This window comes from Pseudomonas sp. PB101, from assembly GCF_009764265.1.
In the GTDB taxonomy this organism is placed as follows: Bacteria; Pseudomonadota; Gammaproteobacteria; order Pseudomonadales; family Pseudomonadaceae; genus Aquipseudomonas.
Map to the genome: position 1 here is coordinate 1 of NZ_RWIR01000046.1, position 26,213 is coordinate 26,213.

21 protein-coding genes and 1 pseudogene are annotated in these 26,213 nt (G+C 62.9%); 6 read left to right on the forward strand and 16 right to left on the reverse strand.

Features of this window, described 5'->3' with window-relative positions; translation table 11 throughout:
* Positions 1-63 precede the first annotated feature (63 nt).
* Positions 64-1,236: an MFS transporter gene (locus tag EI969_RS13850; RefSeq protein ID WP_160388302.1), complete on the reverse strand. Its 1,173-nt coding sequence runs from the start codon at positions 1,234-1,236 to the stop codon at positions 64-66.
* A gap of 254 nt (positions 1,237-1,490) precedes the next feature.
* On the opposite strand from EI969_RS13850, the gene EI969_RS13855 reads away from it, so the two are divergent.
* Both EI969_RS13855 and EI969_RS13860 read left to right on the forward strand, forming a co-directional pair.
* The gene (locus tag EI969_RS13855; protein WP_160388303.1) at positions 1,491-3,314 is read left to right on the forward strand and encodes a glycoside hydrolase family 15 protein; all 1,824 of its coding nucleotides are present in this window, start codon (positions 1,491-1,493) and stop codon (positions 3,312-3,314) included.
* Between the two features lie 404 nt (positions 3,315-3,718).
* Positions 3,719-4,618, forward strand: coding sequence for an alpha/beta fold hydrolase (locus EI969_RS13860; RefSeq protein WP_160388304.1), 900 nt, complete (start codon positions 3,719-3,721; stop codon positions 4,616-4,618).
* Here the strand turns inward: EI969_RS13860 and EI969_RS13865 are convergent.
* Complete coding sequence (locus EI969_RS13865) at positions 4,587-5,570, reverse strand: GlxA family transcriptional regulator (RefSeq protein WP_160388305.1); 984 nt, start codon at positions 5,568-5,570, stop codon at positions 4,587-4,589. The two genes, EI969_RS13860 and EI969_RS13865, sit on opposite strands and share 32 nt — an antisense overlap.
* An 88-nt stretch (positions 5,571-5,658) precedes the next feature.
* Between EI969_RS13865 and inhA the strand changes: the two genes are divergently transcribed.
* Positions 5,659-6,345, forward strand: a complete 687-nt coding sequence (gene inhA, locus EI969_RS13870; protein WP_160388306.1) for an isonitrile hydratase — start codon at positions 5,659-5,661, stop codon at positions 6,343-6,345.
* A gap of 287 nt (positions 6,346-6,632) precedes the next feature.
* Here the strand turns inward: inhA and EI969_RS13875 are convergent, their stop codons facing one another.
* Positions 6,633-7,121, reverse strand: coding sequence for an SRPBCC family protein (locus tag EI969_RS13875; RefSeq protein WP_160388307.1), 489 nt, complete (start codon positions 7,119-7,121; stop codon positions 6,633-6,635).
* A 198-nt stretch (positions 7,122-7,319) separates the two neighbouring features.
* Between EI969_RS13875 and EI969_RS13880 the strand changes: the two genes are divergently transcribed.
* Positions 7,320-7,718: a GFA family protein gene (locus tag EI969_RS13880; protein ID WP_160388308.1), complete on the forward strand. Its 399-nt coding sequence runs from the start codon at positions 7,320-7,322 to the stop codon at positions 7,716-7,718.
* 63 nt (positions 7,719-7,781) lie between these two features.
* Entirely contained in the window at positions 7,782-8,183 is a 402-nt protein-coding gene (locus EI969_RS13885) for a lysozyme inhibitor LprI family protein (protein ID WP_160388309.1), read from the forward strand.
* A 138-nt stretch (positions 8,184-8,321) separates the two neighbouring features.
* Here the strand turns inward: EI969_RS13885 and peaD are convergent, their stop codons facing one another.
* The 4 genes from peaD to peaA all read right to left on the reverse strand — a co-directional run bounded on the left by peaD (position 8,322) and on the right by peaA (position 12,884).
* The gene (peaD, locus tag EI969_RS13890) at positions 8,322-9,440 is read right to left on the reverse strand and encodes a quinohemoprotein amine dehydrogenase subunit beta (protein WP_160388310.1); all 1,119 of its coding nucleotides are present in this window, start codon (positions 9,438-9,440) and stop codon (positions 8,322-8,324) included.
* 24 nt (positions 9,441-9,464) lie between these two features.
* Entirely contained in the window at positions 9,465-9,788 is a 324-nt protein-coding gene (gene qhpC, locus EI969_RS13895; RefSeq protein WP_008016081.1) for a quinohemoprotein amine dehydrogenase subunit gamma, read from the reverse strand.
* Position 9,789: 1 nt separating this feature from the next.
* Positions 9,790-11,220, reverse strand: coding sequence for a quinohemoprotein amine dehydrogenase maturation protein (gene peaB, locus EI969_RS13900; RefSeq protein ID WP_160388311.1), 1,431 nt, complete (start codon positions 11,218-11,220; stop codon positions 9,790-9,792).
* Between the two features lie 83 nt (positions 11,221-11,303).
* Entirely contained in the window at positions 11,304-12,884 is a 1,581-nt protein-coding gene (gene peaA, locus EI969_RS13905) for a quinohemoprotein amine dehydrogenase subunit alpha (protein ID WP_160388312.1), read from the reverse strand.
* A gap of 526 nt (positions 12,885-13,410) precedes the next feature.
* Here peaA and EI969_RS13910 point away from each other — a divergent pair.
* Complete coding sequence (locus EI969_RS13910; RefSeq protein WP_057713922.1) at positions 13,411-14,901, forward strand: aldehyde dehydrogenase; 1,491 nt, start codon at positions 13,411-13,413, stop codon at positions 14,899-14,901.
* Positions 14,902-14,914: 13 nt separating this feature from the next.
* Here the strand turns inward: EI969_RS13910 and EI969_RS13915 are convergent, their stop codons facing one another.
* The 9 genes and pseudogenes from EI969_RS13915 to EI969_RS13955 form a co-directional block, all read right to left on the reverse strand.
* Positions 14,915-15,898, reverse strand: a complete 984-nt coding sequence (locus EI969_RS13915) for an acyltransferase (protein WP_160388313.1) — start codon at positions 15,896-15,898, stop codon at positions 14,915-14,917.
* A 93-nt stretch (positions 15,899-15,991) separates the two neighbouring features.
* Positions 15,992-17,287, reverse strand: coding sequence for an NAD(P)/FAD-dependent oxidoreductase (locus tag EI969_RS13920; protein WP_160388314.1), 1,296 nt, complete (start codon positions 17,285-17,287; stop codon positions 15,992-15,994).
* Positions 17,284-17,961 carry a S8 family serine peptidase gene (locus EI969_RS13925; protein ID WP_160388315.1) on the reverse strand — a complete coding sequence of 226 codons (678 nt, stop codon included), beginning with the start codon at positions 17,959-17,961 and terminating at the stop codon, positions 17,284-17,286. The genes EI969_RS13920 and EI969_RS13925 overlap by 4 nt, the downstream gene beginning before the upstream one ends.
* On the reverse strand, positions 17,951-19,669 hold the full coding sequence (locus EI969_RS13930) for an ABC transporter ATP-binding protein (protein WP_160388316.1): 1,719 nt from the start codon (positions 19,667-19,669) through the stop codon (positions 17,951-17,953). Before EI969_RS13930 ends, EI969_RS13925 begins: the two co-directional genes overlap by 11 nt.
* Positions 19,669-21,573: a sigma-54-dependent Fis family transcriptional regulator gene (locus tag EI969_RS13935; protein WP_160388317.1), complete on the reverse strand. Its 1,905-nt coding sequence runs from the start codon at positions 21,571-21,573 to the stop codon at positions 19,669-19,671. Before EI969_RS13935 ends, EI969_RS13930 begins: the two co-directional genes overlap by 1 nt.
* A 232-nt stretch (positions 21,574-21,805) precedes the next feature.
* A complete protein-coding gene (locus EI969_RS13940; protein WP_160388318.1) occupies positions 21,806-22,831 on the reverse strand; it encodes a histone deacetylase family protein in 1,026 nt (341 codons plus the stop codon).
* Between the two features lie 120 nt (positions 22,832-22,951).
* Positions 22,952-24,181 (reverse strand): Zn-dependent hydrolase, encoded by a 1,230-nt coding sequence (locus EI969_RS13945; RefSeq protein WP_160388319.1) that lies wholly within the window; start codon positions 24,179-24,181, stop codon positions 22,952-22,954.
* Positions 24,182-24,307: 126 nt separating this feature from the next.
* Entirely contained in the window at positions 24,308-25,618 is a 1,311-nt protein-coding gene (locus EI969_RS13950) for an MFS transporter (protein ID WP_160388320.1), read from the reverse strand.
* 284 nt (positions 25,619-25,902) lie between these two features.
* A pseudogene (locus EI969_RS13955) lies at positions 25,903-26,213 on the reverse strand (calcium-binding protein); the annotation flags it as partial.

The window sequence follows — 26,213 nt, forward strand, 5'->3', positions numbered from 1 at the left end:
CGAGCCTGCTCGCGAAGCGAGCAGGCTCGCTCCCACAGGGAACTATCTCCGAAAGCTTGAACTTCATTTCAAATGGCGATAACTCGGGATCGCGGAACCGAGCACCACCGCCCCCGCCGCAATCGCCAGCCAGAACCCGCTGCGCGCGCCGAAGGCGTCCACCAGCCAACCGGAGCCGGCGGCGCCGATCGCCACGCCGATGCTCAGCCCGGTGACCAGCCAGGTCAGGCCTTCGGTGAGCTTGGCCGGCGGCACGATCTGTTCCACCAGGGCCATGGCGACAATCAGCGTCGGGGCAAAAAACAGACCGGCAACAAACACCGCCAAGGACAGGCCGAAAACGTTCGTCGCCAGCAGCAACGGCAAGGTCGTCACCGCCGTTGCCACGCCGCCGTACAGGAACAGGCGCGCCAGCGGCACTTTCGAGCGCAGCGCGCCGAAGGCCAGCCCGGCCATGCACGAGCCGATGGCGTATACCGACAGCACGATGCTCGCCGCCGCCGGCTGGCCCTGGTGCTGGGCGAAGGCGACGCTGACCACGTCCACCACACCGACGATGGTGCCCATGGCGACCATCAACAACATCAGCAATTGAATGTCGCGGGAACGGATGATCGAGCCCTGGTGATGCTCCTCATGGGGATGCACCGGCGGCTCCGTGCTGCGCTGCAACACGAACGCAGCGACGCCGATGGCCAGCGCCAGCAAGGCCGTCAACGGCCCGGCCTCGGGAAACGCCACCACGCACAGGCCCACCGACAGCGGCGGCCCGACGATGAAACAGACTTCATCGAGCACCGACTCCAGCGCGTAGGCGGTCTGCAACTCGGGGCGACCGCGATAGATCTCGGTCCAGCGCGCCCGCACCATTGCCGACATGCTCGGCATGCAACCGGCCAGCGCGGCGAACACAAACAGCGTCCAGTGCGGCGCCTGCAAACGTGTGCACAGCAACAACAGCAACAGCGCCCCGCCGCCGATCAGCGCCGCCAGAGGCAGAACCCGCCCCTGGCCATATCGATCCACCAGCCGCGAAACCTGCGGCGCACAAAACGCCGTGGCCAGGGCGAACGTCGCCGCCACCGCACCCGCCAGACCGTAGCCACCCTGCAACTGCGAAAGCATGGTGATCAGGCCGATGCCGGTCATGGAAATCGGCATGCGCGCGAGCATTCCTGCCAGCACGAATGCGCGGCTGCCGGGGGCTTTGAATAGTTCGCGGTAGGGGTTGGCCATGGGACTGGTCTCATCAGGGGAGTGCACGTTGCCACAACGTCAGATTGCGGGGGAAGCAGGGAATTGTTGGTTGAATGTGAAGGCCCCATCGCGGGCAAGCCCACTCCCACAGTAGATCGGTGTACGCCGTCCAGGGTGGGAGCGAGCCTGCTCGCGAAGAGGCCCTCACAGCCACCTCGGCATCCCGCCAAATGAACTCTCGCCGCCCCCGACCAGTCAGCTGAATAGACCCTGGCTCCCGGAGTTTCGCGACAATGGCTGATCACCTCGAACGCCAAAGCCCCATCGACGCCCACGGCATCATCGGCGACATGCGTAGCGCGGCGCTGGTCAACGACAAGGGCAGCGTGGATTTTTTCTGCTGGCCGGAATTCGATAGCCCGTCGATCTTCTGCGCGCTGCTCGATACCCCCGAAGCGGGGATTTTCCAGTTGTCGCCGGACTTGCCCGACGCCCGCCGCGAACAGATCTACCTGCCCGACACCAACGTGCTGCTGACCCGCTGGCTGAGTGATCGCGCCGTGGTCGAAGTCACCGATCTGCTGCCGGTCGGCGACACCGAGGATGATTTGCCGCTGCTGATTCGGCGGATCCGGGTGGTCAGCGGGCGCGCCACTTTGCGCATGCGCTGCGCCGTGCGCCATGACTATGCGCGCGCCGACACTCGCGCATGCATGGACAAGCAGGATGTGGTTTTTGAGGCCGCCGACCAGCCGACGCTGCGGCTCTCTTCGGATCAGGCATTGCGCATCGACGCCAACGTGGCGGTCGCCGAGTTCACCCTCGAACAAGACCAGACCGCCGAGTTTTTGCTCGGCGGCCTCGACGATCCGCGCTTCAAGGAAGGCGCAGCCGAACTGTGCCTGCAACGCACACTGAAGTTCTGGCGCGACTGGATCGGCCAGTCCAGCTACCGCGGCCGCTGGCGCGAGATGGTCAACCGCTCGGCCCTGGCCATGAAGCTGCTGACTTCGCGCAAACACGGCGCGATTCTCGCCGCCGCCACCTTCGGCCTGCCTGAAAGCCCCGGCGGCGAACGCAACTGGGACTACCGCTTCACCTGGATCCGCGACGCCTCGTTCACGGTCTATGCGTTCATGCGCCTGGGTTTCGTCGAAGAGGCCAACGCCTATATGCGCTGGTTGCGCGGACGGGTCAGCGACTGCCAGGGCCACTCGATGAAACTCAACATCCTGTATGCCATCGACGGTCGCCAGGAGTTGCCGGAGATCGAGCTTACGCACCTGGCCGGCCACGGTGGCGCGCAACCGGTGCGCATTGGCAATCAGGCTTATGAGCAGGTCCAGCTGGATATCTTCGGCGAACTGATGGACGCGATCTATCTGGTCAACAAGTACGGCGAAGCCATCTCCCACGAGGGCTGGAAACACACGGTGGAAGTGATCGATCAGGTGTGCGCAACCTGGGAGCAGAAGGATGTCGGCATCTGGGAAATGCGCGGCGAGCAATACCATTTCCTGCACTCGCGGCTGATGTGCTGGGTCGCCCTGGACCGCGCCATCCGCCTCGCCTCGAAGCGCTCGCTGCCCGCCCCGTTCGCCCGCTGGGACCAGACACGCCAGGCGATCCATGCCGACATCTGGGAGAACTTCTGGGATGAAGAGCGCGGGCATTTCGTCCAGCACATCGGCGGCACCGGCCTGGACGGCTCGATGCTGCTGATGCCGTTGGTGCGCTTCGTCAGCGCCCGCGACCCGCGCTGGCTGGCGACCCTGCAAGCCATCGAAAAAAGCCTGGTGCGCGACGGCATGATCTACCGCTACCGCAACGACGACAGCCGGATAGACGGCCTGCCCGGCAGCGAAGGCGCCTTCGCCGCGTGCTCGTTCTGGTACGTCGAATGCCTGGCCCGCGCCGGCCAGCTCGACAAGGCCCACCTGGAATTCGAACAGTTGCTCAGGTACGCCAACCCGCTGGGGCTGTACGCCGAAGAGTTCGACAGCCATGGGCGGCACATGGGCAACACGCCCCAGGCGCTGACGCATCTGGCGCTGATCAGTGCGGCGTGTTTTCTGGATCGCAGGTTGAGTGGGGAGAAGGTTGTCTGGCAGCCGTAAACACCAACTTCCAACACTACCCTCGCCTACACACCTTAAACAAAATCGCTTGCCGGTCGGCGAAATACCTTGTTGCCTGCCGACACATCCCCCCCTAACATCGACGCTCAACGGGTACAGCGGAGCTGTCTTGCGCGGGGAAGACCTGGACGTGGACCTGACGCAAGAACGAGCGCTGACGTGCGCACGGACAGGCATGGTGGTGACGTTTACGCCGGATCGGGCGAAGTATTTCAATCAGGTGGCGGAAGCGGAAGCCTGATAGTGCCGACGACGCAGCCCGAAAACCCCATCGTCTCGGTACTGCTCCATGCGCGATCCGTGGGGCAATTGCATCGGACTCAGGCAAAGAGCTTGATCAATGCGCCAGGCTTGCAAGAGCGTCCAGACAACTTGGGGATGTGATGATTGATCAACCGCTAAAGACCGTCCGCACGACACAACTCGACATTGCCTACGAAGAACACGGCCCCGCCACCGGCGACCCGGTTATTCTGCTCCATGGTTTTCCCTATTCGCCACGCGCTTACGACGAAATCGCCCCCGCTCTCGCTGCTACCGGTTACCGCGTGATCGTCCCGTATCTGCGGGGTTACGGTCCGACGCGCTTCATCAGCACCGATACACTGCGCTCCGGCCAGCAGGCCGCCCTTGCCCAGGATTTGCTTGACCTGATGGATGCCCTTGCCATCAAACAAGCGTCCCTGTGCGGCTACGATTGGGGTGGGCGAGCGGCGTGCATCGTCGCGGCACTGTGGCCGGAACGGGTGCGCTGCCTGGTGACGGGCGACGGCTATAACCTTCAGGACATCCCCCATTCGATACAGCCATTGGCCCCGCAGACCGAGCATCGCTATTGGTATCAGTACTATTTCCACACGCCGCGTGGCGTCGCGGGCCTGACTGAAAATCGCCGGGGCTTGTGCGAATTGCTCTGGAAGCTCTGGTCACCGACCTGGGCCGAAAACGCTGCACGCTATCCGTTGAGCGCCCCGGCCTTCGATAACCCGGATTTCGTCGACGTGGTGATTCACTCCTACCGCCACCGCTTCATGTATGCCCCTGGCGACCCGGCGCTGGAATGGATGGAGCAGGCCCTGAGCAAACAACCGAACATCAGCGTACCGACGATTTCCCTGTGCGGTGCCGATGACGGTGTCGGGCCTGCACAAGACGTCGACGAAGATATCGAGCACTTCACCGGCAGCTATGAACGTCGGATTTTGCCAGGCGTTGGCCACAACATTCCCGAAGAAGCGCCAGAAGCAACACTCAAGGCGTTACTGGATCTACTGCAGCACTAACCGAAAACCGCTCCCGATAAGCCTGCGGCGTCACGCCCATGGCCCGCAGGAAGCTGCGGCGCAGGGTTTCTTCGCTGCCGAAGCCGCATTGCACCGCCACCCGCTTGATCGGCACGCCGGTATCGCTGAGCAGGCGTCGTGCGGTTTCGACGCGGATCAGTTCGATGGCCCGGGCCGGGGTCTGGCCGGTGTCGGCGCGGTAGTGGCGCACGAAGCTGCGCTCGCTCATGCCGGCCTGCAAGGCCAGGGTCGGGATGCCCAGGTCCTGGGTGAGGTTTTCGCTGATCCAGGCGTGAAGTTCGTCGAAACGGTTGCCTTCCTGTTGCAGTGCCAGGGTCACGCTGAATTGCGCCTGACCGCCCGGGCGCTTGAGGAACACCACCAGTTGCCGGGCGACGTCCAGGGCCATGTTGCGCCCCAGGTCTTGTTCGACCATGGCCAGCGCCAGGTCGATGCCGGCCGTCACGCCGGCCGAGGTCCAGACCGGGCCGTCATTGATGAAGATCGGGTTGGGCTCGACCTGCAATTGCGGGTGCTGCTGCGCCAGTTGCTCGCAACGGGTCCAGTGCGTGACCACGCGCCGGCCATCGAGCCAGCCGCTGGCCGCCAGCAGGAACGCACCGGTGCACACCGAGGAAACACGCCGGCAGCCACGGGCATGTTCGCGCACCCAGGCAACCAACGGCGCATCTTGCGCCGCAGCGTAGACACCCCAGCCACCGGCGATGATCAGGGTATCGGTGCCGTCATCCGGTAACGGTTCGGCCAACAGCGCCAACCCCGCCGAGGACATCACCGCCCCGCCGCCGCTGGCGATCACCTTCGGATCATAGGGTGGCGGCAGGCCCTGTTGGCGGGCAATGTCGTTGGCCGAGGCGAACACCTGCAGCGGCCCGGTGACGTCGAGCAGTTGCACGTTGGCGAAAGCGAGCACATGGATGGTTTTCGACATTTGGCGTAATTCGTGGGCAGATTGGCGTATACGCCAAAGACTACGAGCCTAGAGTCAAACCGTCCACCTACCTCGTGAGAAAAACACCATGACGTTGCAGATCGGCTTTCTGTTGTTCCCACAAGTCCAGCAACTGGACCTGACCGGCCCGTATGACGTGCTGGCCTCGCTGCCGGATGTGAAGGTGCATCTGATCTGGAAGGACCTGATGCCGGTCACCGCCAGCACCGGCCTGCTGTTGAAACCGACCATCTCTTTCGACGATTGCCCGGCGCTGGACGTGATCTGTGTGCCCGGTGGCGGCGGCGTCGGGCCGTTGATGGAAGATGAGCAGACCCTGGAATTCCTCAAGGCCCAGGCCGCCAGCGCCCGTTACATCACGTCGGTGTGCACCGGCGCGCTGGTGCTGGGCGCGGCGGGATTGCTCAAGGGCAAACGCGCCACCACTCACTGGGCGTATCACGAATTGCTCAAGCCGCTGGGGGCAATCGCGGTGAAGGACCGGGTGGTTCGTGACGGCAACCTGCTGACCGGCGGCGGCATCACCGCCGGTATCGACTTCGCCCTGACCCTGGCCGCCGAGCTGTTCGACCAGGCCACCGCCGAGCTGGTACAGCTGCAACTGGAATATGCCCCGGCTCCGCCCTTTAGCGCCGGTAGCCCCGAGACAGCTCCGGCGAGCGTGCTGGAAGAAGCTCGCCAGCGGGCTGCCAGCTCGCTGAAGCTGCGGGCGGAAATCACCGAACGGGCAGCGGCGAAACTCGATCGGCAATAAAGGAAATGGCGGCAGAGACCCGGTTCCTGTCGCCACGACTTTCCATGCGCCCACAAAAAAACCCGCCGAAGCGGGTTTTTCCAAGACCATGACGACTCCTTGTCGCAGCGTTCCTTGCCTATGGTCGATCATCCATGATCCTGAGCACATCCTGTGCTTCAGTGGATGGGGTCAGAATACGCATAGGATCCAATTTGTAACAGGCGATATCGCTACCATCGCGTGTAAGACATTCGCTATAAGCCACCTTCCGAAAACCCTTAGACGCCTCAGGTTTCGAGCCGGCTTCAGCCACTCTGTTGCTCATGGGCTTTGGCATTGTCGATCAAGAACTGCTCGATATTGTTCATTTGCTCTTCCCAGCCGCGACTGTCCATGCGGAACGCCTTTTCGCGACGAGCCTGGGGAACGTGATCGAAACCGGACTCGGAAACCTTGAGCAACGTGCCGTCGTCCATGTCTTCGAGTTCGAATTTCACCAGTGTGGTGGGTTCCTGGGAATAATCGACTTCCGGGTTCACGGCATAAGGGTGCCAGCGAAACGAAAACAGGCGCTCCGGCTCAACCCGCTCTACCAGTACGTTCCAGCGCAAATGTTCATAACCGGGATAGGTAATCTGCCCCTGGGTCCACTCGCCTGCCACAAAACGCTTGCCCTCCAGCGCCACGCCAAACCACTGTCCGAACACTTCGGCATTGGCCAGCACGCGCCAGACCTGTGAGCGCTTGGCCTTGAGCAGGACTTTCCTTTCGATGCGATCAGATGCTGGGTTCATAAGTCACCTCCTGTACTTGAACAGTAGGTCAGTAAGACCACAAGACCAACCCTAAAGTTGTACCAATCGGGATGTTCAATCAACCGTGCCTGCGATATTCGGTTGCATTTGCCGGGATAAGTTCTGGGGCGAGCACGAAGTCAGAGGGTCGAAACTGCTAACGTTCGCCCTCGGAACAGCATCGAAAAGGATAGCGACATGAAAAAACTGCGCGGCAGTTGCCTGTGCAAGGCCATCGAATACGAACTCGACAACCTCGATATGCCCATCAGCCACTGCCATTGCCAAACCTGTCGCAAGGCACACGCGGCGGCTTTTGCATCGACCGCCGGGGTGATGCGCGAGCATTTTCGCTGGATCAAGGGGCAGGATCGGCTGACGAGCTACGAATCGTCGCCGGGCAAGCTTCGGTATTTCTGTTCGGCCTGCGGTTCACATCTGATGGCCGAGCGGCCGGCTCAGCCTCACGTGATTGTTCGTGTGGCGACACTGGACGCTGATCCGCAGATGACGCCCCAAGCGCATATCTGGACGTCGCATGATGTGCCCTGGCTTGACTACCAATCGGTGGAAAAACATTCGCAATGGCAAGCGTGACGGGCTGAATCCGTCACAACGCTACACTGCATCTCAACATTCGGTCACAGCGAGCACTCCGGCATGAACCCACGTTTACTTTTGGCATTGACGCCACTGCTGTTCAGCCCCATGGCTTTCGCCGTGGACTGCGACAACGCCAGCGACCAGGCGACGATGAACCAGTGCGCGGCGCAGCAGCATGCGGCCGCCGACAAGGAATTGAATGCGCTTTACCAGCAGATCACCGCGCGATTGAAGGGTAATCCCGACAGCAAGAAACTGCTGCTGGGGGCACAGCGTGCGTGGATTGCATTCCGCGATGGCGAATGCAGGTTTTCGGCGTCCGGGGTCGAGGGCGGCAGCGTTTATCCGCTGATCTACAGCAATTGCGTGACCGAGTTGACCAAGGCGCGGGTGGAGACGTTCAAGAACTATCTGAAGTGCCAGGAGGGGGATATGAGTTGCCCGGTGCCGGGGGGGTGATTCTTTAGCGTCTGCCAGGGCCCTATCGCGAGCAAGCTCGCTCCCACAGTGGATTTTCGGTGATCACAAATTTTGTGAACGATCGAAACCCTGTGGGAGCGGGCTTGCCCGCGATGGCGTCAGCCCAGACGCCACAATCTACCGGATAAAAATCTGCGCAGTGGTAATCGCCATATCCCCGCCCGGCAACTTGATGCTGCCCGTCTGCTTCAGGCTGTCGGCATCGAAGATCGCCACGTCGTTGAACGTCCCGGCCAGGTAGATCTTGCTGCCGTCCTTGTTGAAGGAAATGCAGTAGTACGAGTGTTCGAGCGTGGCGGACTGGAGCATCTTCTTCTGTTTGATGTCGTACTTGGCCAGGCGGTTGAGCACGCCAAACATCAGGTTCGGGTCCTTGGGCGAGCGCATGCCGCTGAAGTAGATTTCCGTCAGAGGGCCGAAATCGGTGGTTTCGGTCTTGCCGGTCTTCAGGTCGACACTGAACAGGCCGTACAGGTATTCGGCGGAGGCCGGGTCCTGTTTCTTGTCCTTGAACTTCGCCGCGGTGTAGAGCAGCGAGAAGTCATGCCGATACGTCTGCTGGTTCCACACGTAGAGCACGTCCGGCGCGCTGTAGTTCGGGCGTTTCCAGTGACGGCTGGGGATCAGCACGTCGAACTTGCCGGTTTGCACATTGACCTTGTAGACGTCCGCCCCCGCCACATACAAGGTGCCGTCGTCGCCACTCTGCATGATGGTCAACTGGCGCGGTGCCGGAAAGCTGCGCACAGGCTTGGCGTCCATGCCTGCGTCGGTCTTGTACACGTCGAGCCGTGGCTGCTGCACCTCGTAGCGGTCGTTCATCATCAACGTCGGGTTGGCGATGGTGAACAGTTCCCTGCCGTCGTGGCTGAGGGTGAAGGCGAACATCGACTTCGCCTTCTCCCCCGGCTTCTGGGTGATGCTGGCGTGGAACACCTGCTTGCAGTTGTCCAGCTCGACGCCGTAGACATCCGCATAGTGGTTGTTCAACACGTAGGCGGTCTTGCGGTCCGGCGACAGTTGCACGGTGCCGGGGCCGAAGGCGTCGGGCATCTTGCAGGTCTTGAACAGGGTGTCGGTGGCCAGGTCGATCACGTGCAGGTTGTTCGGGTAATTGGTGGTCACCATGTACTCGTGACCGACTTGCAGTGCGCTGTTTTCATCGGCCAGAACACTGACCGAACAACTGCTCAGGACGGCGAAAGCGGCCAGGCCGCAGGCTTTGATGCTGTGCATGCTGGAATCCTTCTTATTATCTGATCACTTGTCTTTGGGGAAGACAGTGCCGAGGTTGCGCCAGTTGTCGTTGGACGCCTGGGCATCCTTGTTCCAGTCCGGGTAGGTGCTCATCATGTCGGGCACCTGGGCCGGCCACCAGCACGGGTCGGAGCAACCGTAGAGATCGGCCTCCATCGGCTGGCACAGCGACGACACGCCACCAAACGCATCGATTTCCCAGCCCGGGTCGGTGGTCGAGGCACAGCCCGCCACGGAACTCATGGCCACCACTTCTTCAATGCGGTTCTCGTCCGCGGCCTGATCCAGCTTCAACGCTTTGTTATTGATTGCCTTGAGATGTTTCATATCAGTGAGCCTTGCGCGGAGTGATGTAACTGCTGATGAACGCAGGGTTATTGGCCATGATCCGGGTGTAGACCTCGATGCCGAAGTCGACCCAGTCACGCATCAGTTCGCAGTAGTGATAGGTCGGGTGGGTCGGGTCGCCGTAGCGGGCGTAGCTCTCGTGGTAGCAGCCGCCGGAGCACAGGTTGCGGATCTGACAGTCTTCGCAGCCGGTGTTGGTGCGGTCCAGGCGCTGCGAAAGGAAGTCGTTCAACTCCACCTGTTTCACGCCGCTGTGGACGTTGCCGAAGGTCGGCAGGCTCGAACCGGTAAAGCGATGGCACAGGTTCAGCTCGCCCTTGTGATCCACGGCCAGCATCTTCAAGCCCGCGCCGCACGGCAGGGCTTTTTTATGGCCTTCATGGATGTCGGTGATCAACTGGTGCAGGTTGGAGAAGCCGATGTTGCGATGCTCCAGCGCCGCCTCCAGGTAACGCCGACCGAGGCGTTTCATGCTGGCGAAGACTTCGATCAGCTCATCGCTGGTGAGATTGAAGCTGCTGATGTCGCCGGAGGTCACCGGGGCAAAGCCGACTTCGGCAAAACCCAGTTCGTTGAACAGGTGATCCCAGATGGTTTCGACGTCGGTGACGCCAGTGGTCAGGGTCACCCGCGCGCCCACCGGACGGCTGTTGTAGCGCGACAGCAGCATCTCGGCCTTGCGCCGCACCACGTCGTAGGTGCCCTGCCCGCCCACGGTGATGCGGTTGCGGTCGTGCACGGTCTTCGGCCCGTCGATGCTCACCGACAAACCAAAGCGGTGGGCATTGAGGTAGTCCACGGTGTCTTCGGTGAGCAGCGTGGCGTTGGTGGTCATCACGAATTCGACGAACTTGCCCGCCTCGCGGAAACGCTTCTCACAGTAGTCGACCATGTACTCGATCAGCTTGCGGTTGCTCAGCGGTTCGCCGCCGAAGAACACCACGGTGAAGCGCTCTTCGTCCGGGGATTCGCGCAGCAGCATTTCCACCGAGGCAATCGCCGTTTCCACGTCCATCTTCTTGCCGGCCGACGGCTTGTCGAGGTCTTCCTTGTAGCAATAGGTGCAACTCAGGTTGCAGCCTGTGTTGACGTTCAAGACCACGGTGTTGATCGCGGTGCGCTCGACGCGTTTGGTGGCGATGTCCGGGGTCAGCGGCGAGCCGTCGCTGACCAGTTCCAGGGCCATCAGTTCACGCAGGGTCTCGGTGACTTCCTCGCCGTTGAAACGCGCGGCCAGGCGCTCGATCAGGTCGTCCGAGGAGCAGCCGGGGCCGCGCAGGGTATCGATGATGGTGCCCGTCAGTTCATCGCTGGCGAACAGCGAACTGCTGGGGATGTGAAACAGCATGCGGTCGGCATCGACCTGCACTTCGTGCAGATTGCGTTCGACCAGATTCAAGATAGCGCCCATAACCAACCTCCTGTGCAAGCCCCGGTCTGCGAGGCCTGCGATCATTCCGAAAAAAGTGTCTGAAGCCTGTGCTGTCAGCCATCTCAAGGAATGGGTGGATTGTTCCAGCGTTGCACGGTCACGATCATGTGGCCTTCGCCGGTCAGGGATTTGCCTGCGTCGTCGACGGCGGCGATCACCTTGAGGTTGCCGGCATTGTTGGTGGACATCTTGCGTGCCGGGTTCGGCCCGGCATCGCCCGGGGTGAACACGCCGGTGTCGGCCTGCATGGTGCCGGCGAACTTGACGTCTTCGTCTTCCTTGGCGCGGTCGTCGAAGGCTTCGACTTTCCATTGCGCCGGGAACACGCCGATGCGGTATGGCTTGCCGTCAGCGCCCTTGCCCCAGGCTTCCGCGTCGAAACGGCCCTGGACCTTCGGCGTCGAGCCGCCGCCCTCGCCGATCCGCGCCACCGAGAACTCCGGCACGACCTTGACCTCGGCAATCTTGCTGTAGACCGACAGGCTCGGGCCTTTCAGCGTGCCGACACTGACTGCCCGCAGGCCCGGTTGGGCATTGGCGGCGGCCTTGAGTCTGACCTTGATCTGCTCCGGGCTCTGCGAGACGACTTCGAGCACTTCCACGCCTTTGCCGAAGATCGGCTTGCCGGTCAGGCCGCTGCCGATCAGGGTCACTTCGGTTTCGCTGCCGGCCTTCACGTAACCCGGCTGCACCGCCAGCAACCGCTGGGAACCCTGTTTGGCGGCAACGAAGTCCAGGCCGCGCTCGTCGTGCTCGGCCTCGAACATGCGGCCCTGCATCGCATTGCCCTGGGCGGCGAACACCTGGCGCATGGTCACGCCATCGATGGTCACGTTGCCGCGCCATTCGTAGCCGGTGTAGAGAATCGCGCTGCCGTCGCCATTGAACGGGCTGCCGTCGGCGTACTGGCCCTTGACGCTGACCTTGAAGGTGTCGCTGCCATCGGCGGTCACGCTCATCACGCCGGCCAGTTCACCCTTGCCCGGCAAGTGGCCGCTGAAGCTCCAGTCGCCCACCAGGACGTCGGCCTTGGGCGCCACGCTCTGCCATTTTTTCCAGGCCGGGTTGTCCAGCGGATAACGCTTGGCCAACAGCGGCACCATCTCCTTGCGGGCCATATCGAACCAGTCGCGGTCCCGGGCCAGCGCCTGGTACTCCAGGGACGGCCACTGACCGAGGTGGAAGTTCACCAGGCGTTCCCACTCCTGCGCCGGACGCCGTTGCAGGGCCACCCGCGCACCGGAGTGGCAGCGGCCGCACATCTGGCTGGTCTGGTCGTCGAAGTGTTCGACGGTGTTGAGCCGCCGCTCCAGCGCATAGCGCACGCCATCGGTTTCGCTCGGCGCCAGGCCCTGGGTGTCGGCCAGGTACTTGACCAGCGTGCGACGGTCGTCATCGCTGATCTGCAAACCGTGCATGGTCTGCATGCGGGCGATGCTCATCAGCCAGCCTTCCGGCGTCTTGCGCTGGTGGCTGATGCGGCTCAGGGCGTTATCGGCTTCGGGGGTGTGACAGCCCTGACAGGTTTCCTTGAGGATGGTCTGGGCATCGCGGGCTGCCAGGCTGTGAGGCGAATGCAGCGCTACGCAAGCGGCTACGGCCAGCAGGCTGGCGCTCATGCCTGATCGGAGTTTTCTCTTCATCAACGTCGAACCTCGCACGGTGCGTTCTTATTGTTGTGGCTTATCGTTTTTATGGTTTCTGCCGCCGGCGGCAAGCCGCTGACGGAGGCAAGAGAAACGTCTGCGATGAGCAATACACGGAGCGTGCCAGCTTGCGAATACCTCAATAAATCAATGATTTGCCGGAATCGGCGGGTGTTTTTCCAGTCATGCCATCGCGGCAACACGTTCAATTTCGCGACAACTGTTGCACTCTGAGACAAGCATAGTTCTGCTCTCTGTGGGAGCGAGCCTGCTCGCGATGGACGCCAACGATAATGCGGGGTGTCTGAATGCCTTGGTTGTCTGGAGGTTTTTCGCGAGCAGGCTCGCTCCTACAAGGGTGTACTGATGTCTCACGTCGTCGCAATTTGCGACGCTTGCCCACGCCGAGGGCCATTCGAAAAACAACCCGCAAGCCCGCTCGTTCGGGCTCGAAACAAAAAAATCAACAACTGGCACAGCCATTGCGAATGACCTCGCCACACGAACAAGACGAGGTTTCATCATGTCGCTCCCAAACCTGCTTCCCGCCACTTCGGCATTCATCCAGCGCGCCCCGCGCATGCTCATCGGCGGCGACTGGGTCGAGGCCGCCGACGGCCAGACCATGCCCCTGCACAACCCGGCCACCGGTGAGGTGTTGTGCGTGGTGCCACGGGCCACGCCGGAGGATGTCGATCGCGCGGTGCTCGCCGCCCGCCAGGCGTTCGACGATTCGGCCTGGACCCGCACCCGCCCCCGGGAGCGGCAGAACCTGCTGTGGAAACTCGCCGACCTGATGCAGCGCGACGCCGAGCTGCTGGCGCAGCTGGAATGCCTGAACAACGGCAAAAGCGCAGCCGTCGCCCAGGTGATGGACGTGCAACTGGCCATCGACTTCCTGCGCTACATGGCCGGTTGGGCGACCAAGATCGAAGGCTCCACGGTTGACGTGTCGGCACCGCTGATGCCCAACGACCAGTTCCACAGTTTCATCCGTCGTGAAGCGGTGGGCGTGGTCGGTGCCATCGTCGCCTGGAACTTCCCGCTGTTGCTGGCCTGCTGGAAACTCGGTCCGGCCCTGGCCACCGGTTGCACCGTGGTGCTCAAGCCCGCCGACGAAACCCCGCTGACCGCCCTGAAACTCGCCGAGCTGGTGCTGGAAGCCGGGTATCCGGAAGGTGTGTTCAACGTGGTCACCGGCACCGGCATCACCGCAGGCTCGGCCCTGACCCACAACCCGCTGGTGGACAAGCTGACCTTCACCGGCTCCACGGCGGTGGGCAAGCAGATCGGCAAGATCGCCATGGACTCCATGACCCGGGTCACCCTGGAGCTGGGTGGCAAATCACCGACCATCGTCATGGCCGACGCCGACCTGAAAACCGCCGCGGCCGGGGCTGCCAGCGCGATTTTCTTCAATCAGGGCCAGGTCTGCTGCGCAGGTTCCAGGTTGTATGTGCAGCGCAAGCATTTCGACAATGTGGTGGCGGACATCAGCGACATCGCCAACGCCATGAAACTCGGCAACGGCCTGGACCCGAGCGTCGACATGGGCCCGCTGATCTCGGCGCGCCAGCAGGAGCGCGTCTACGGCTACATCGAAAAGGGTCGGGAAAGCGGCGCGACCATCGCCTGCGGTGGCGAGCAGTTCGGTCCGGGGTTCTTCGTCAAGCCGACGGTGATCGTCGACGTCGATCAGAAGCACTCGCTGGTGCAGGAGGAAATCTTCGGGCCGGTGCTGGTGGCGATTCCATTCGATGATGAGGCCGATGCGCTGCGCATGGCGAACGACAGTCCGTATGGATTGGGCGCGAGTATCTGGTCGAATGACCTGGCGGCGGTGCACCGGATGATTCCGCGAATCAAGTCAGGGTCGGTGTGGGTCAACTGCCACAGCGCCCTGGACCCGGCGCTGCCGTTCGGCGGCTACAAGATGTCCGGGGTCGGGCGGGAGATGGGGTATGCGGCGATCGAGCATTACACCGAGTTGAAGTCGGTGTTGATCAAGTTGTGATTTGTAGCGTCCTTCAGGTCGCCATCGCGGGCTTGCCCGCGAAGGCGCCGGCCCGAAGCCCGTGACGAAGCTTCAGGGCCGGCCGTTCGACGCAGTAGTACGAAACGCCGCTGAGCAGCAACGACAGGGCCAGCACTGTTGCAACAATGGCCCCATCGTAGGCAACCGACCAGATAGCGTGCAGGAAGTACATCACCACAAAGTGATTCAGGAATACGCCGTAGCTGATATTGCCGAGGAACTCGTCAATCCGGTGAAACCTGAGCTTTGTCAGCAGGTACACGGCGGGTACGCCCAGCGCTATGCCGAGGGTCACTTCGGCATTGAACGGCCGGCGCTCTATCCATCCCGCCATGATGGCCGCAAACATCAGGGCCGCCGACAAGGCGGTGCCGGCAGCGATCGCCAGACCCTTCGGCCGCGCTTTGTACAGGTAGCTGCCGCACAGGAACATGAACAGCACGCCCGGCAATAGCCGGTAGCCGTAAAGGTCGGCGTTGATGAAACCCAGGCACGCGGCCATGAAGACGACGACGGACAGAGCAAACGCAACGCCCCGCGCCCTGTAGATGATCAGGAAAGGGATCAACAGGTAGAAGCACATCTCAAGCCCCAGGGACCAGGCCGGCGGCAAGATCCACGAACCCGCCGCTCCGAACATGTAGAAGCCGAGGGGCACGATGGTCAGGCTTGCGGCGATGTTGCGCAGCGTCAGCTCGGCGGCTTGAGGCGTACCGGGCAGCAGGAAATAGATCACCGCACAGGAAACTGCGAAGTAGAACAGGAATTGAGGGTAAAGCCGCAGGGCGCGGTCCAGGTAGAACAGGCCGACTTTCTCCGGTGCCTTGTAGTTGCGCTCGATCAGCGAGGTCATCACGAAACCGCTGATGATCAGGAAGGAAATCACGGCAATCACGCCGGGGTTTAGCCCCATGAACGTCTTGCCCATATGAGAAACGGCCACCAGAACGGCCAACAGCAGACGATAAGCTCCCACTTACACCCCAAAATTCCTTGTCGTTATGGCGCGTAAATTACGATGCTTTACGCTGGGAGAACAGGCTTTTCGCCGGATCCGGACGTTCTTCATTCAGGGTTTGAAACCCTGACCCAGCAACCAGCTGCGAACCATCCGCCCCTGCTCCACCGTCAAACCGGCCAACGCCTGCTCCGCCGGTTCGCTACGCAAGCGTCGCAACAACGGCGCCAGCTCAACCCCGTGCACATGCCAGATCCCCAACGGCTGATCCGACGTAATCACCACCTCGGCCTCATCGACAAAACCGTCACGCAGCACCGGCGCCCGTTCGATTTTCAGGGCTGCAAAATCCGCCTTGGCATGGGCCACCTCGGCATCCGGCCAGTTCCGTCGTGCCTGCCAGAACGGCTGGTCCAGCCAGCGCTGCTCATCGGCATAAAAATCCCGGCCGATCCGCGCAAAACGCAAAAACAGCTGTTCCACCCGCTGCTGGTGAAACCGTTGGGCCAGGGCCGCGCGTTCGGGCTTGCACAACAGCGTGTTGATCACCGCCGGCGCCTGCAACGCCGACGACAACGACTGAAAGATGCCATTGCCCGACAGCGGGTCGACGGCCATTGCCGCATCACCAACCCGGATCCAGTTGTCGCCACACACCTGCGGGCTCAGAATCGCCGTGCTGCTGCGAGCGTGCAGTTGTAGATCCGCTTCCTCTTCACCAGCAAAGAATGCCTCGGCAAGACGAGATCCCTGGCGCCGCTGCCGGCAGTAATCGAGCAATTGCGCCTTGCCCGGCAACCCGGCACTGGCCACGTCCACCGTCCATTGCCAGTAGCACTGGCCGTCGGCGCGCCGCGCCATCCATGCCCAGCCGTCCTCGAGGCTTTCCACGGCACTGGCGGTTTCGCCCGGCGAGCCCTGCCAGCGATTGAGCAGGCTGACCGTCTCGGGGCCGCGCAAACCCTTGCCGATAGCGGGGGCCTGCCTGCCACGGGCCTCGACGAGAAATTCAGCGAGCAACGGTTCGCGTCCGTCGATTTCGATGCGATGACCAGTGGCCGATGAGTGAACCGTGAGCACCCGACCTTCGATCAGCTCAACCCCCGCCAGGCGCAAATCCTCGCGCAGGCCGCGGTCAAACACCGGTCGGTCGAGCAAGTATTCAATGTTCTGCGCATGCTGCTGGCCATTCCATGAAACCTGGCGCTGGGAGGGTAACGTCGCATCCGCCAGTGCGTGCTGCAGGCCGGCGCTGCGCAAGGCCTCCAGTACCCGCACCGAGACGCCTTCGAGCGCTGCAAACCGGCGCCATTCGCTGATCAGCGTGACGCCGTGGCCCAGCCGCCGCAACCCCAACGCGACCGCGGCACCGGCCGGTCCGGCACCCAGAATGACGATGTCGGTCATGGCCCGAAACGCCGTTCCGGGCCACGGTAACGCGCATGTTCGCGCAACCACTCGATGACTTGCGCATTGCTGGCGTCAGGCTGTTCGGCGAGGAACCCGGCGATGTGCCCGCTCAAGGCGGCACAACCGAGGCTCGCCCCGGATTGCCCCGGGTAGGTGCCATGCACACACGCAGCGAAATCCGCCTGGGCGCTGTTGAGCCACGACCATTCCTGCTCGGCGCAGCGCGCATCGCCGGTCACCCGCAACACCTGCGGATAGTTCGCCGGAAACACCCCTTCGCCCTGGGCCGGGCTCGACGCGCACAGCAGCACGCCCCGCGCCACCGCCGCTGCACAGGCCGCGCGCAACAGGCTGCGATCCTGGCGCAGGCCAAGGCTCAAATTGATCAGTCGCACGTCCTGCGCCACCAGCCAGTCAATCGCCGTGGCGATCTGCAAGGCGCTGGTGACGCCGCGCTGGTCGAACACCTGGGCCACGCAAAACAGCGCCGAGGGTGCGCGGCGGCCGATCGCCTCGATCACCGCGCTGCCATGCCCCAGCGGATCGTCGCGCAAGTCGCCCTCGGCCAGGCCGTCTTCAAGCAATGAAAAGCGCCGACCGGCGATCACCTGCACCCGCTGTGCCGCCGAATGGCCGCTGTCCACCACACCAATGCGCAACTCAGGCTTCATGCGGCACCGTTTTCGAGGTCAGTACGCCGTCGAGCAACTCGAAGCGCAGATCGGCATCGGCCAGGGTTGAAGGACGATGGCTGATCAGGATGCGTGTGCGTCCGGCAAACAGGCGGTCGATGGCGTCGATGACTTCGCGCTCGGTGGCCTCATCCACCGCGGAAGTGGCTTCATCGAGCACCAGGATCAAAGGGTCCTGCAGCAGCGCCCGGGCAATCGCGATGCGCTGCTTTTGCCCGCCGGACAACTGCTGGCCGCGCTCACCCAGCGGACTGTCGAGGCCTTCGGGCAAAGACTCGATCAGGCTGTCGAGTTGCGCCAGCCGCGCCACTTCGGCAATCGCCTCGCGGCTGGCGTCCGGCACGGCATAGGCCAGGTTGTCGGCGAGGCTGCCGCGAAACAGCACGATGTCCTGGCTGACGATGGCAATGCGTCGACGCAGCTGGAACAGATCCAGTTCGCGCAGATCGACGTCGCCCAGCAGGACCCGGCCCGATTGTGGATCGTGATGCCGTTGCAGCAGATCGATCAGGGTCGATTTACCCTCGCCCGAGCCGCCGCTGAGGGCCACTTTCAGACCGTAGGGAATCCGCGCTTCGATGCCGCGCAGGGTCGATTGGCGGCCGGGATGGGCAAAATGCACGTTGTCGAACCACAGATCGCCGCCAGTGGGCATCGCCCGTGGCGTGGCGGGCGTCAGCACGGTCGGTTGTTCGCCGCGCAATTCCATGACCCGGCCGAGGCTGACGGTCATCCGCTGAATCGCCACGTACAGCCCGAGCAGGCTCTGTACCGGCCCCACGGCCATCCCAAGGTAGGTGGAAAACGCAATCAGGGCGCCTAGCTGCCAGGTGCCCTGCACCACCCAATAACCGCCGATCAAGAATGCACAGGCCCGGGACAGCGAGGTCAGCGTGCCCGGCACGGCCTGGGTGAAAAACTCGGTGACCTGCAGGCGCAGCAACTGGCTCATGTAGCCCTGCCCCAGCGTCTCGAGGCGCCGCGCTTCGCGCTGTTGCTGGCCGGCGGACTGGATGAACTTCATCACCGGCAGCGTCTCGACCATGAACGACGACATGTCCGCCGAACGCTCGCGCAACTGCCGCACATCGCGCTCGACCTTGCGCCGCATCCAGCGCAGCCAGATTACATCGAGGGGAATCAGCACCAGGGCCAACAGCGATAACTTCCAGGACAAGGTCAGCAGCATCGCCACGGCCACCACCAGGCCGATCACACTCGACACCGCCGAGAACAGCGAGTCCACGGCAAAGCGCTGGATTTCCGCGACGTCGCCATCGAGGCGCGACATCAGGTCGCCGATGCGCCGCTGGCCGTAGAAGCCCGGCGACAGGGTTTGCAAATGCCGGTACAGGTCATCACGCAGGGCAAACAGCATGCGCCCGGAGAGGCGCGTGTGCAGGTAGCGGTTGATGCCTGAAAGCGCCGTGCCCAGCAGCCCGGCGACGATCATCAGCCCGGCAATCAACACCAGCATCGGGAAGTTGCGCGCCAGCAGGCCGTCGTCGATCAACAGTTTGGTCAGCCAGGGTTGCACCAGCACCAGCGCCGAGGCACAGACCGACAGGCTCAGCAGCCCGGCAATCGCCAGGCGATGGGGGCGCACAAAGCTGTACAGCCAGCGCAGCGACGCTTGCAGGGCCTCGGGGTTCTGGCTGTCGATCAGCCGAACGATCAGGCGCTGCATCACGAACGCAACTGTTTGAGCTTGCGATACAGGGTCGCGCGGCTGATGCCCAGGGCGTCGGCGGCGGCCGAGACATTGCCCTGGTGCGTGTCCAGGGACTGACGGATCAACTCCAGTTCGTTTTCCCGGATGCTGCCGGCCTGGGGTCGTTCGCTGGCGGTCAACTCGTCGAGCATGCTGTCGGGCAAGTGGTCGAGGGTCAGCACGGTGTCACCCGGTTCGCGCATGGCCAGCGCGGTGCGCAGGACCATCTCCAGTTGGCGGATGTTGCCGGGCCAGTGATAACCGCCGAGCAAGCGATCGAGATCGTCGTGCAGGACCACGGTGGGTGCGCCCAGTGTCGTCAGCATGCGAGTGACCAGTGCGCTGAAATCCTCGCGTTCGCGCAGGGCCGGGAGCATCACGCTGATGCCGTTGACCCGGTAGAACAGGTCCTCGCGAAAGTGTTTTTCTTCCACCAGACGCTTGAGGTCGCGGTGGGTGGCGCAGATCAGCGCGACGTCGATGTCCTGCTCTTCGCCGGCGCCCAGCGGCGCGACCTTGCGATCCTGCAGTACGCGCAACAGCCGGGCCTGCAAGGCCAGGGGCATGTCGCCGATTTCATCGAGGAACAAGGTGCCGCCATGGGCCTGCTGCAGGCGCCCGACCATGCCGCCCCGGCGTGAACCGGTGAACGCGCCTTCGCGATAGCCGAACAGCTCGGACTCGATCAGGCCCTCGGGGATCGCCGCGCAGTTCACCGCCACGAAGGGTTTGTCGCAGCGCGCTCCGGCCATGTGCAGGGCACGGGCGATGACCTCTTTACCGGTGCCGGTTTCGCCCAGTAACAGGACCGGCAGTTCATTGGCCAGGCCCTGACGGGCCATGCGCAAGGCACGGGCGTAGCGGGTATTGCTGCCGGCGAGCGCTTCCAGATCCGGTTGCGCCTTGACCGGTTTCGCGGTTGTGCGTGGTGGGCTGCTGACGTTGATCGAGCGCTGCGGCGCGCGCAGGGTCTTGTAGAAAAATTCGCCTTTGGCGGTTTGCAGGCTGCCAGCCCCACCCTGATGCAGGCGCGCCAACAGCTGCAGGCCGTCGACGCCGAGAAACTCCTCGCAGCGCCGCCCGACCAGGGCCGAGCGTTCGGCATGAAGCAACTGACAGGCCTGGGCGCTGACCGCGAGGATCTGCCCACCAAGGCTCACGGCCAGCAGGCCTTGCCACGGGGACTCCAGGTATTGCCTGCGGCTGTGGAACGCGAGGACGATTTCGTCCGGGTAGCTTGTGTTAAAGACGCGGCTTTCAATCTGGCTGACCGCCATCGCCAGCAGCGCAGTGCTGTCGTGGGCGCGGCCGAGGGGGCCTTCGCGGGTCAGGTCGAGGACGCCGAGGATGTCGCCCTGGGGACAATGGATCGGCACCGAGGTGCAGGAGAAATCACTGAGGCGGTCCAGGTAATGTTCGCCGCAATCGATCAGGGTCGGCCGGGCTTCCACCAGCGCGGTGCCGAGGGCGTTGGTGCCGCGAACCGCTTCGCTCCAGCAGGCGCCGAGGGTGATGTCCTGCAGGCCGCTGCCCTTGAGGCGGTCGGCGCGGCCTTCGACGGCGAGGATGGTGGCGTCGGAGTTGGCGAGGATGATCAGCCCTTCCTTGCCCTGACGCTCGGCCAGGTAATCGATGGCCGGCAACGCGGCGTCGATCAGCAGGCGATTGCTGGACAGCAACAGGTCGAGGCTGGCGCTCGATTCCAGCGCCAGCTCGTGCTTGGCGTTGAAATGCACGCCATGGCTGAGGCTGCGGCGCCACGAGGCATCGATTTCCGCACGCAGGACGCCATCCGGCACTTCGCCTTCCAGGTGCAGCTTTTCCCGGGCCAGCCGGGCTTCGCGATGCAGTTTGGGGGAGTTTGTTTTTATCAGCGTCATCAAGCGCTCCGGGTCGTCCGCCCTGCGCCTTCATACGTCGGCGCCCTGCCGCAATCTTTACGTTAACGTAAGGGCTATGGCAAGTGCCGTAGGGCACTTACAGACCGCGTTATCGTTCATCGCTGGCAAGCCAGCTCCCACAGTGTCCGAGCAGAACCGCAGATATGTGGACGACGCGAAACCTGTGGGAGCTGGCTTGCCAGCGATGGCGGTATCCCGGACAGCAATTAACTCAGAGCTGCCACACCTCGGCATTCACAAAAAACGCCCGCGCATTATCCTCCAGACTCTCCAGGTGATACCCGCCCTCCTGCACGATCAGGCACGGCAAGCCGAGGCTGCGGATGCGCTCGCCGAGCACGCCGAACCCTTCGCGGGTCACCGCCACTTTGCTTTGCGGGTCCAGTTCGAAAATATCGAAGCCCAGGGACAGCACCAGCACCTCGGCACCGAAGTCCGTTACTGCCTTCAACGCTACATCCAGTTGCCCGAGGAAATCCGCCTCGCTGGCACCATGAGCCATCGGCAAGTTCAGATTGAAACCCTCGCCCGCCCCGGCACCGCGCTCTTCAGCGAAGCCTGCGACCCCCGGATAGAAGTTGGTCGGATCGCCGTGCACGGAAACGTAGAGCACGTCATCGCGGTCGTAGAAAATCTCCTGGATCCCTTGCCCGTGGTGCATGTCGGTATCCAGCACCGCCACCCGCGCAAAACCGCCGCGCAATACCTGGGCCGCCACGGCCGCGTTGTTCACATAACAGAAACCACCCGCCGCTTCGGCCCGGGCGTGGTGGCCCGGCGGACGGCACAGGGCATAGGCTGCGGGCTCGCCATCGAGCAACGCCCGGGCACCGGCGATGGCGCTTTGCGCCGACCAGTAGGCCGAACGCCAGGTCTGCTCGCCCACCGGGCAACTGCCATCGGCCAGATAGCGCGCCGCCTGGGCGAGAATCCCGCGCAGGGCATTGGGTTCACGCACGAAGATGTTCGACATGACCTCGTCGCCCCAGTCTTCGGGGATCTCTTTCCAGCGCTGATGGGCTTCCTGCAGGAACGCCAGGTACGGCGCGCCGTGCACCGCCAGCAGCGGATCGAGCCCGGCATCGGCCGGCTGCTCGACCTTGAAACCCAATGCGTGAGACGCCTGCACCAGACGCTGCGCACGCTCCGGCACTTCCTGCGGCGTGCGCATCTGGCCACGGGAGTAGTAGCTGCGTGGATGGTGGAGCAATTGTTCGGGGTGGAAAAAACTGCGCATGGAGAGAATACCTGTCTGTGTGGGAGCGAGCCTGCTCGCGATGAGGGCAGCACATTCAATATTGATGGCGACTGATCCACCGCAATCGCGAGCAGGCTCGCTCCCACATGGGAATTGTGTTTATTCAACGATTAATGCGCGGGCCAGCACCGCGTTAAGCAGCACATCCGTACCCTGCCGCACATCTTCAGGCAGCACGTCTTCGGCTTCGTTGTGGCTCAGGCCACCCACGCAAGGGATAAACACCATTGCCGTCGGGCAGAACCGTGCCAGGTGGATCGCGTCATGCCCGGCACCGCTGACGATCGACTGCTGAGCGTAGCCCAGCCCGTCCACGGCCTGTTGCACCGCCGCCACGCAGTCAGCGTCGAAAGGTGTCGCCGGGCTGATCCAGTGTGGGGTGATCACCAACTTCAAACCGCGAGCGTCGGCGATCGCCTGAAGCCGCGCACGGACCTGTTGCTCCATCGCCTCGATGGTTTCATCACGGTGATGACGCAGGTCGACGGTAAAATTCACCAGCCCCGGAATGGTATTGCGCGACGATTTGTTGATGCTCAATTCACCGACCGTGGTCAGGCCTTCGGGGGCGAAGTCCGCCGCCAGGTCTTCGATGGCCTCGATCATCTGCGCCACGCCGTACAAGGCATCCTTGCGCAGCGGCATCGGCGTCGTACCGGCGTGGGCCGCCATGCCTTCGACCCGCACGTCGAGCCAGCGAATCGCCTGGCCGCCGCTGACCACGCCGATGCTCTTGGCGTTGTCTTCGAGGATCGGCCCTTGCTCGATGTGCGCTTCAAAGTACGCATCCACCGCGCCACCCAACGACCGCTCGCCGGCATAACCGGTGCGTTGCAGCGCCTCGGCGACGCTGATGCCATCGATGTCGCGCACCGCCAGCGCGGCGTCCAGCGCCATGATGCAGGTGAACACCGCCGAACCGAACATCGCCGGAGTGAAGCGTGCGCCTTCTTCGTTGGTCCACACCACCACTTCCAGCGGCTTGCGGGTCTGGATCCCCAGTTCGTTCAGGCAGCGCACCACTTCCAGGCCGGCGAGCACGCCGTACACGCCATCGAACCGTCCGCCTTCGGGCTGGGTGTCGAGGTGGCTGCCCATCATCACCGGTGCAGCGTCCGGATCGGTGCCGGCGCGGCGGGCGAACAGGTTGCCGATGGCATCGACGCTCAGGGTCATGCCGGCTTCGCGGCACCAGTGGGCAAAGAGTTCGCGACCGGCCTTGTCCTCATCGCTCAGGGCCAGGCGGCAACTGCCGCCTCGGGCGGTGGCGCCGATTTCGGCCATTGCCATCAGACTCGCCCAGAGGCGTTCGCCATTAATCTTCAACATGAGTTTCTCCTGCAAATTAGAAACGACGATCTTTGTAGGAGCCGGCTTGCTGGCGAACGCGCCCGTCCAGTCAATAGACAGGTCGACTGACGCACCGCCATCGCCAGCAAGCCGGCTCCTACAGGTTCAATGGGTGGCTAGCTCAACGCGTTCAGCGCTGGCATGGCGACGGGCAAGGGACAATACGCAGACCAGCGAAGTCGCGGCGATCAGGCTGTAGAACACCGCCATCGGCCACCATTGGCCGGCAAACTTGTGCGCCAGCATCGTGCCAATCAACGGCGTCAGGCCACCGGCCACGGCGCCGCAAATCTGGTACGCCAGGGAGATCGCGGTGTAGCGCACGCGGGTCTCGAACATGCCGCTGACGTAGCCGGCGATCACCGCGTAGAACGACGCCATGCACACCACCGCCAGGGCAATGCCGAGGATGATCAGCGGTGCCTGGGCCGAGCTGACCAGCACGAACATCGGGTATGGCGAGGCCATGGCCAGCAGCGACACAAGGCACAGGAAGCGGGTTGCACCGATCTTTTCGGCAACCCAGGCCGCCAGCGGCTGAATGCAGAACTGGATGATCGCGACGAAGAACAGGCACTCCAGGATCAGCGAGCGTGGCAGCGCAAGTTGCTGGGTGGTGTAGGCGATCATGAAGGTGTTGGTGAAATACACCCCGGCAATCCCCAGCGTGTTGGCGCCGATGCACAACAGCAGCGGACGCCACGCGGTGCGCAGCACTTCCATGACCGGCGCCTGCTCCTTGCGTTTGTTTTTGCTGGCCAGTTCGCGGCTGGCAAGAAACTCCGGCGACTCATTGACCCCCAGGCGAATCGCCAGGCCCACCAGCAGCAACAGCGAACTGGCGAGGAACGGCAGGCGCCAGCCCCAGCTCATCAGGTCTTCTTCCGGCAGGCGGGTGACGGCGCTGAAGGCCAGTAGCGAGAGGATCAAACCCGCCGGGCTGCCCAATTGCGCAAACGAGGCGAAGAAGTTGCGTCGGCCTTTCGGTGCATGTTCGCCGGCCATCAACACCGCCCCGCCCCACTCGCCCCCCACGGCGATGCCCTGGACGATGCGCAGCAGAATCAGCAACACCGGCGCTGCGGCCCCGATCTGTGCGTAGGTCGGCAGCAAGCCGATGCACACCGTGACCACGCCCATCATCAACAAGGTGATGATCAACGACTTCTTGCGACCGATGCGGTCGCCGATATGACCGAAGACGATCCCGCCCAACGGCCGCGCAAAGAAACCCACGGCGAAGGTGCCAAACGCGGCCATGGTGCTGAACAGTTTGTCGTCGGAGGGGAAGAACAGCGCGCCGAACACCAGCGCGGCAGCGGTGGCGTAAATGTAAAAGTCGTACCACTCGATCATGGTGCCGATGAAGGCAGCGGCTGCCGCACGGCGCGGCTGGGACGAAGCGGGAGGCTTCATGGGTCGGGACTCCTTTGGTTATTTTTCTGGCAGGAGAGAAACGGCAAATCCGCGGCGCTCTGACGGCGTCGGTCTGGGGATGATTTTTCGTTCCGGGACCATGATTAGTCAATTTTCTATTAGTTATTCGAAGTATTACGCCAACTTATAATCAACGCAGCCGCAGCCGAGTGCGACGTGCACCAGACGCTCGGTTCCAGCAATTGAATGGAATGAGAAAGGGAGGGCATCCATTGCCCTCCCCTCTGCTGTGCACGCTCCCTGCGACAGGACTTGCCAGGACCTCAAGAGGCCAGAATGAAGTCCGAGGCAGTGACGGTTGTTGCGTCGGCCACACCGACCAGGGTGATGGAGTCAGCGCCGAAGTTGAGCAACGTATCCGCACCGAGATCGACGACGTTGACACTGCTGCCAAAGGTCGCGGCCGTGATGTTGAGCGCGGCAATATTGAGCAGATCCTGGCCTCCTGCCGCGTTGGCATCGAAGCCGATGATCCGATCGTTGCCGAAGGGCAGCAGTCCGAACACGAACATATCGTCGCCATTGTCGGCAATCATCGTGTCGTTGCCGGCACCACCAGTAACAGCGTCGCTAC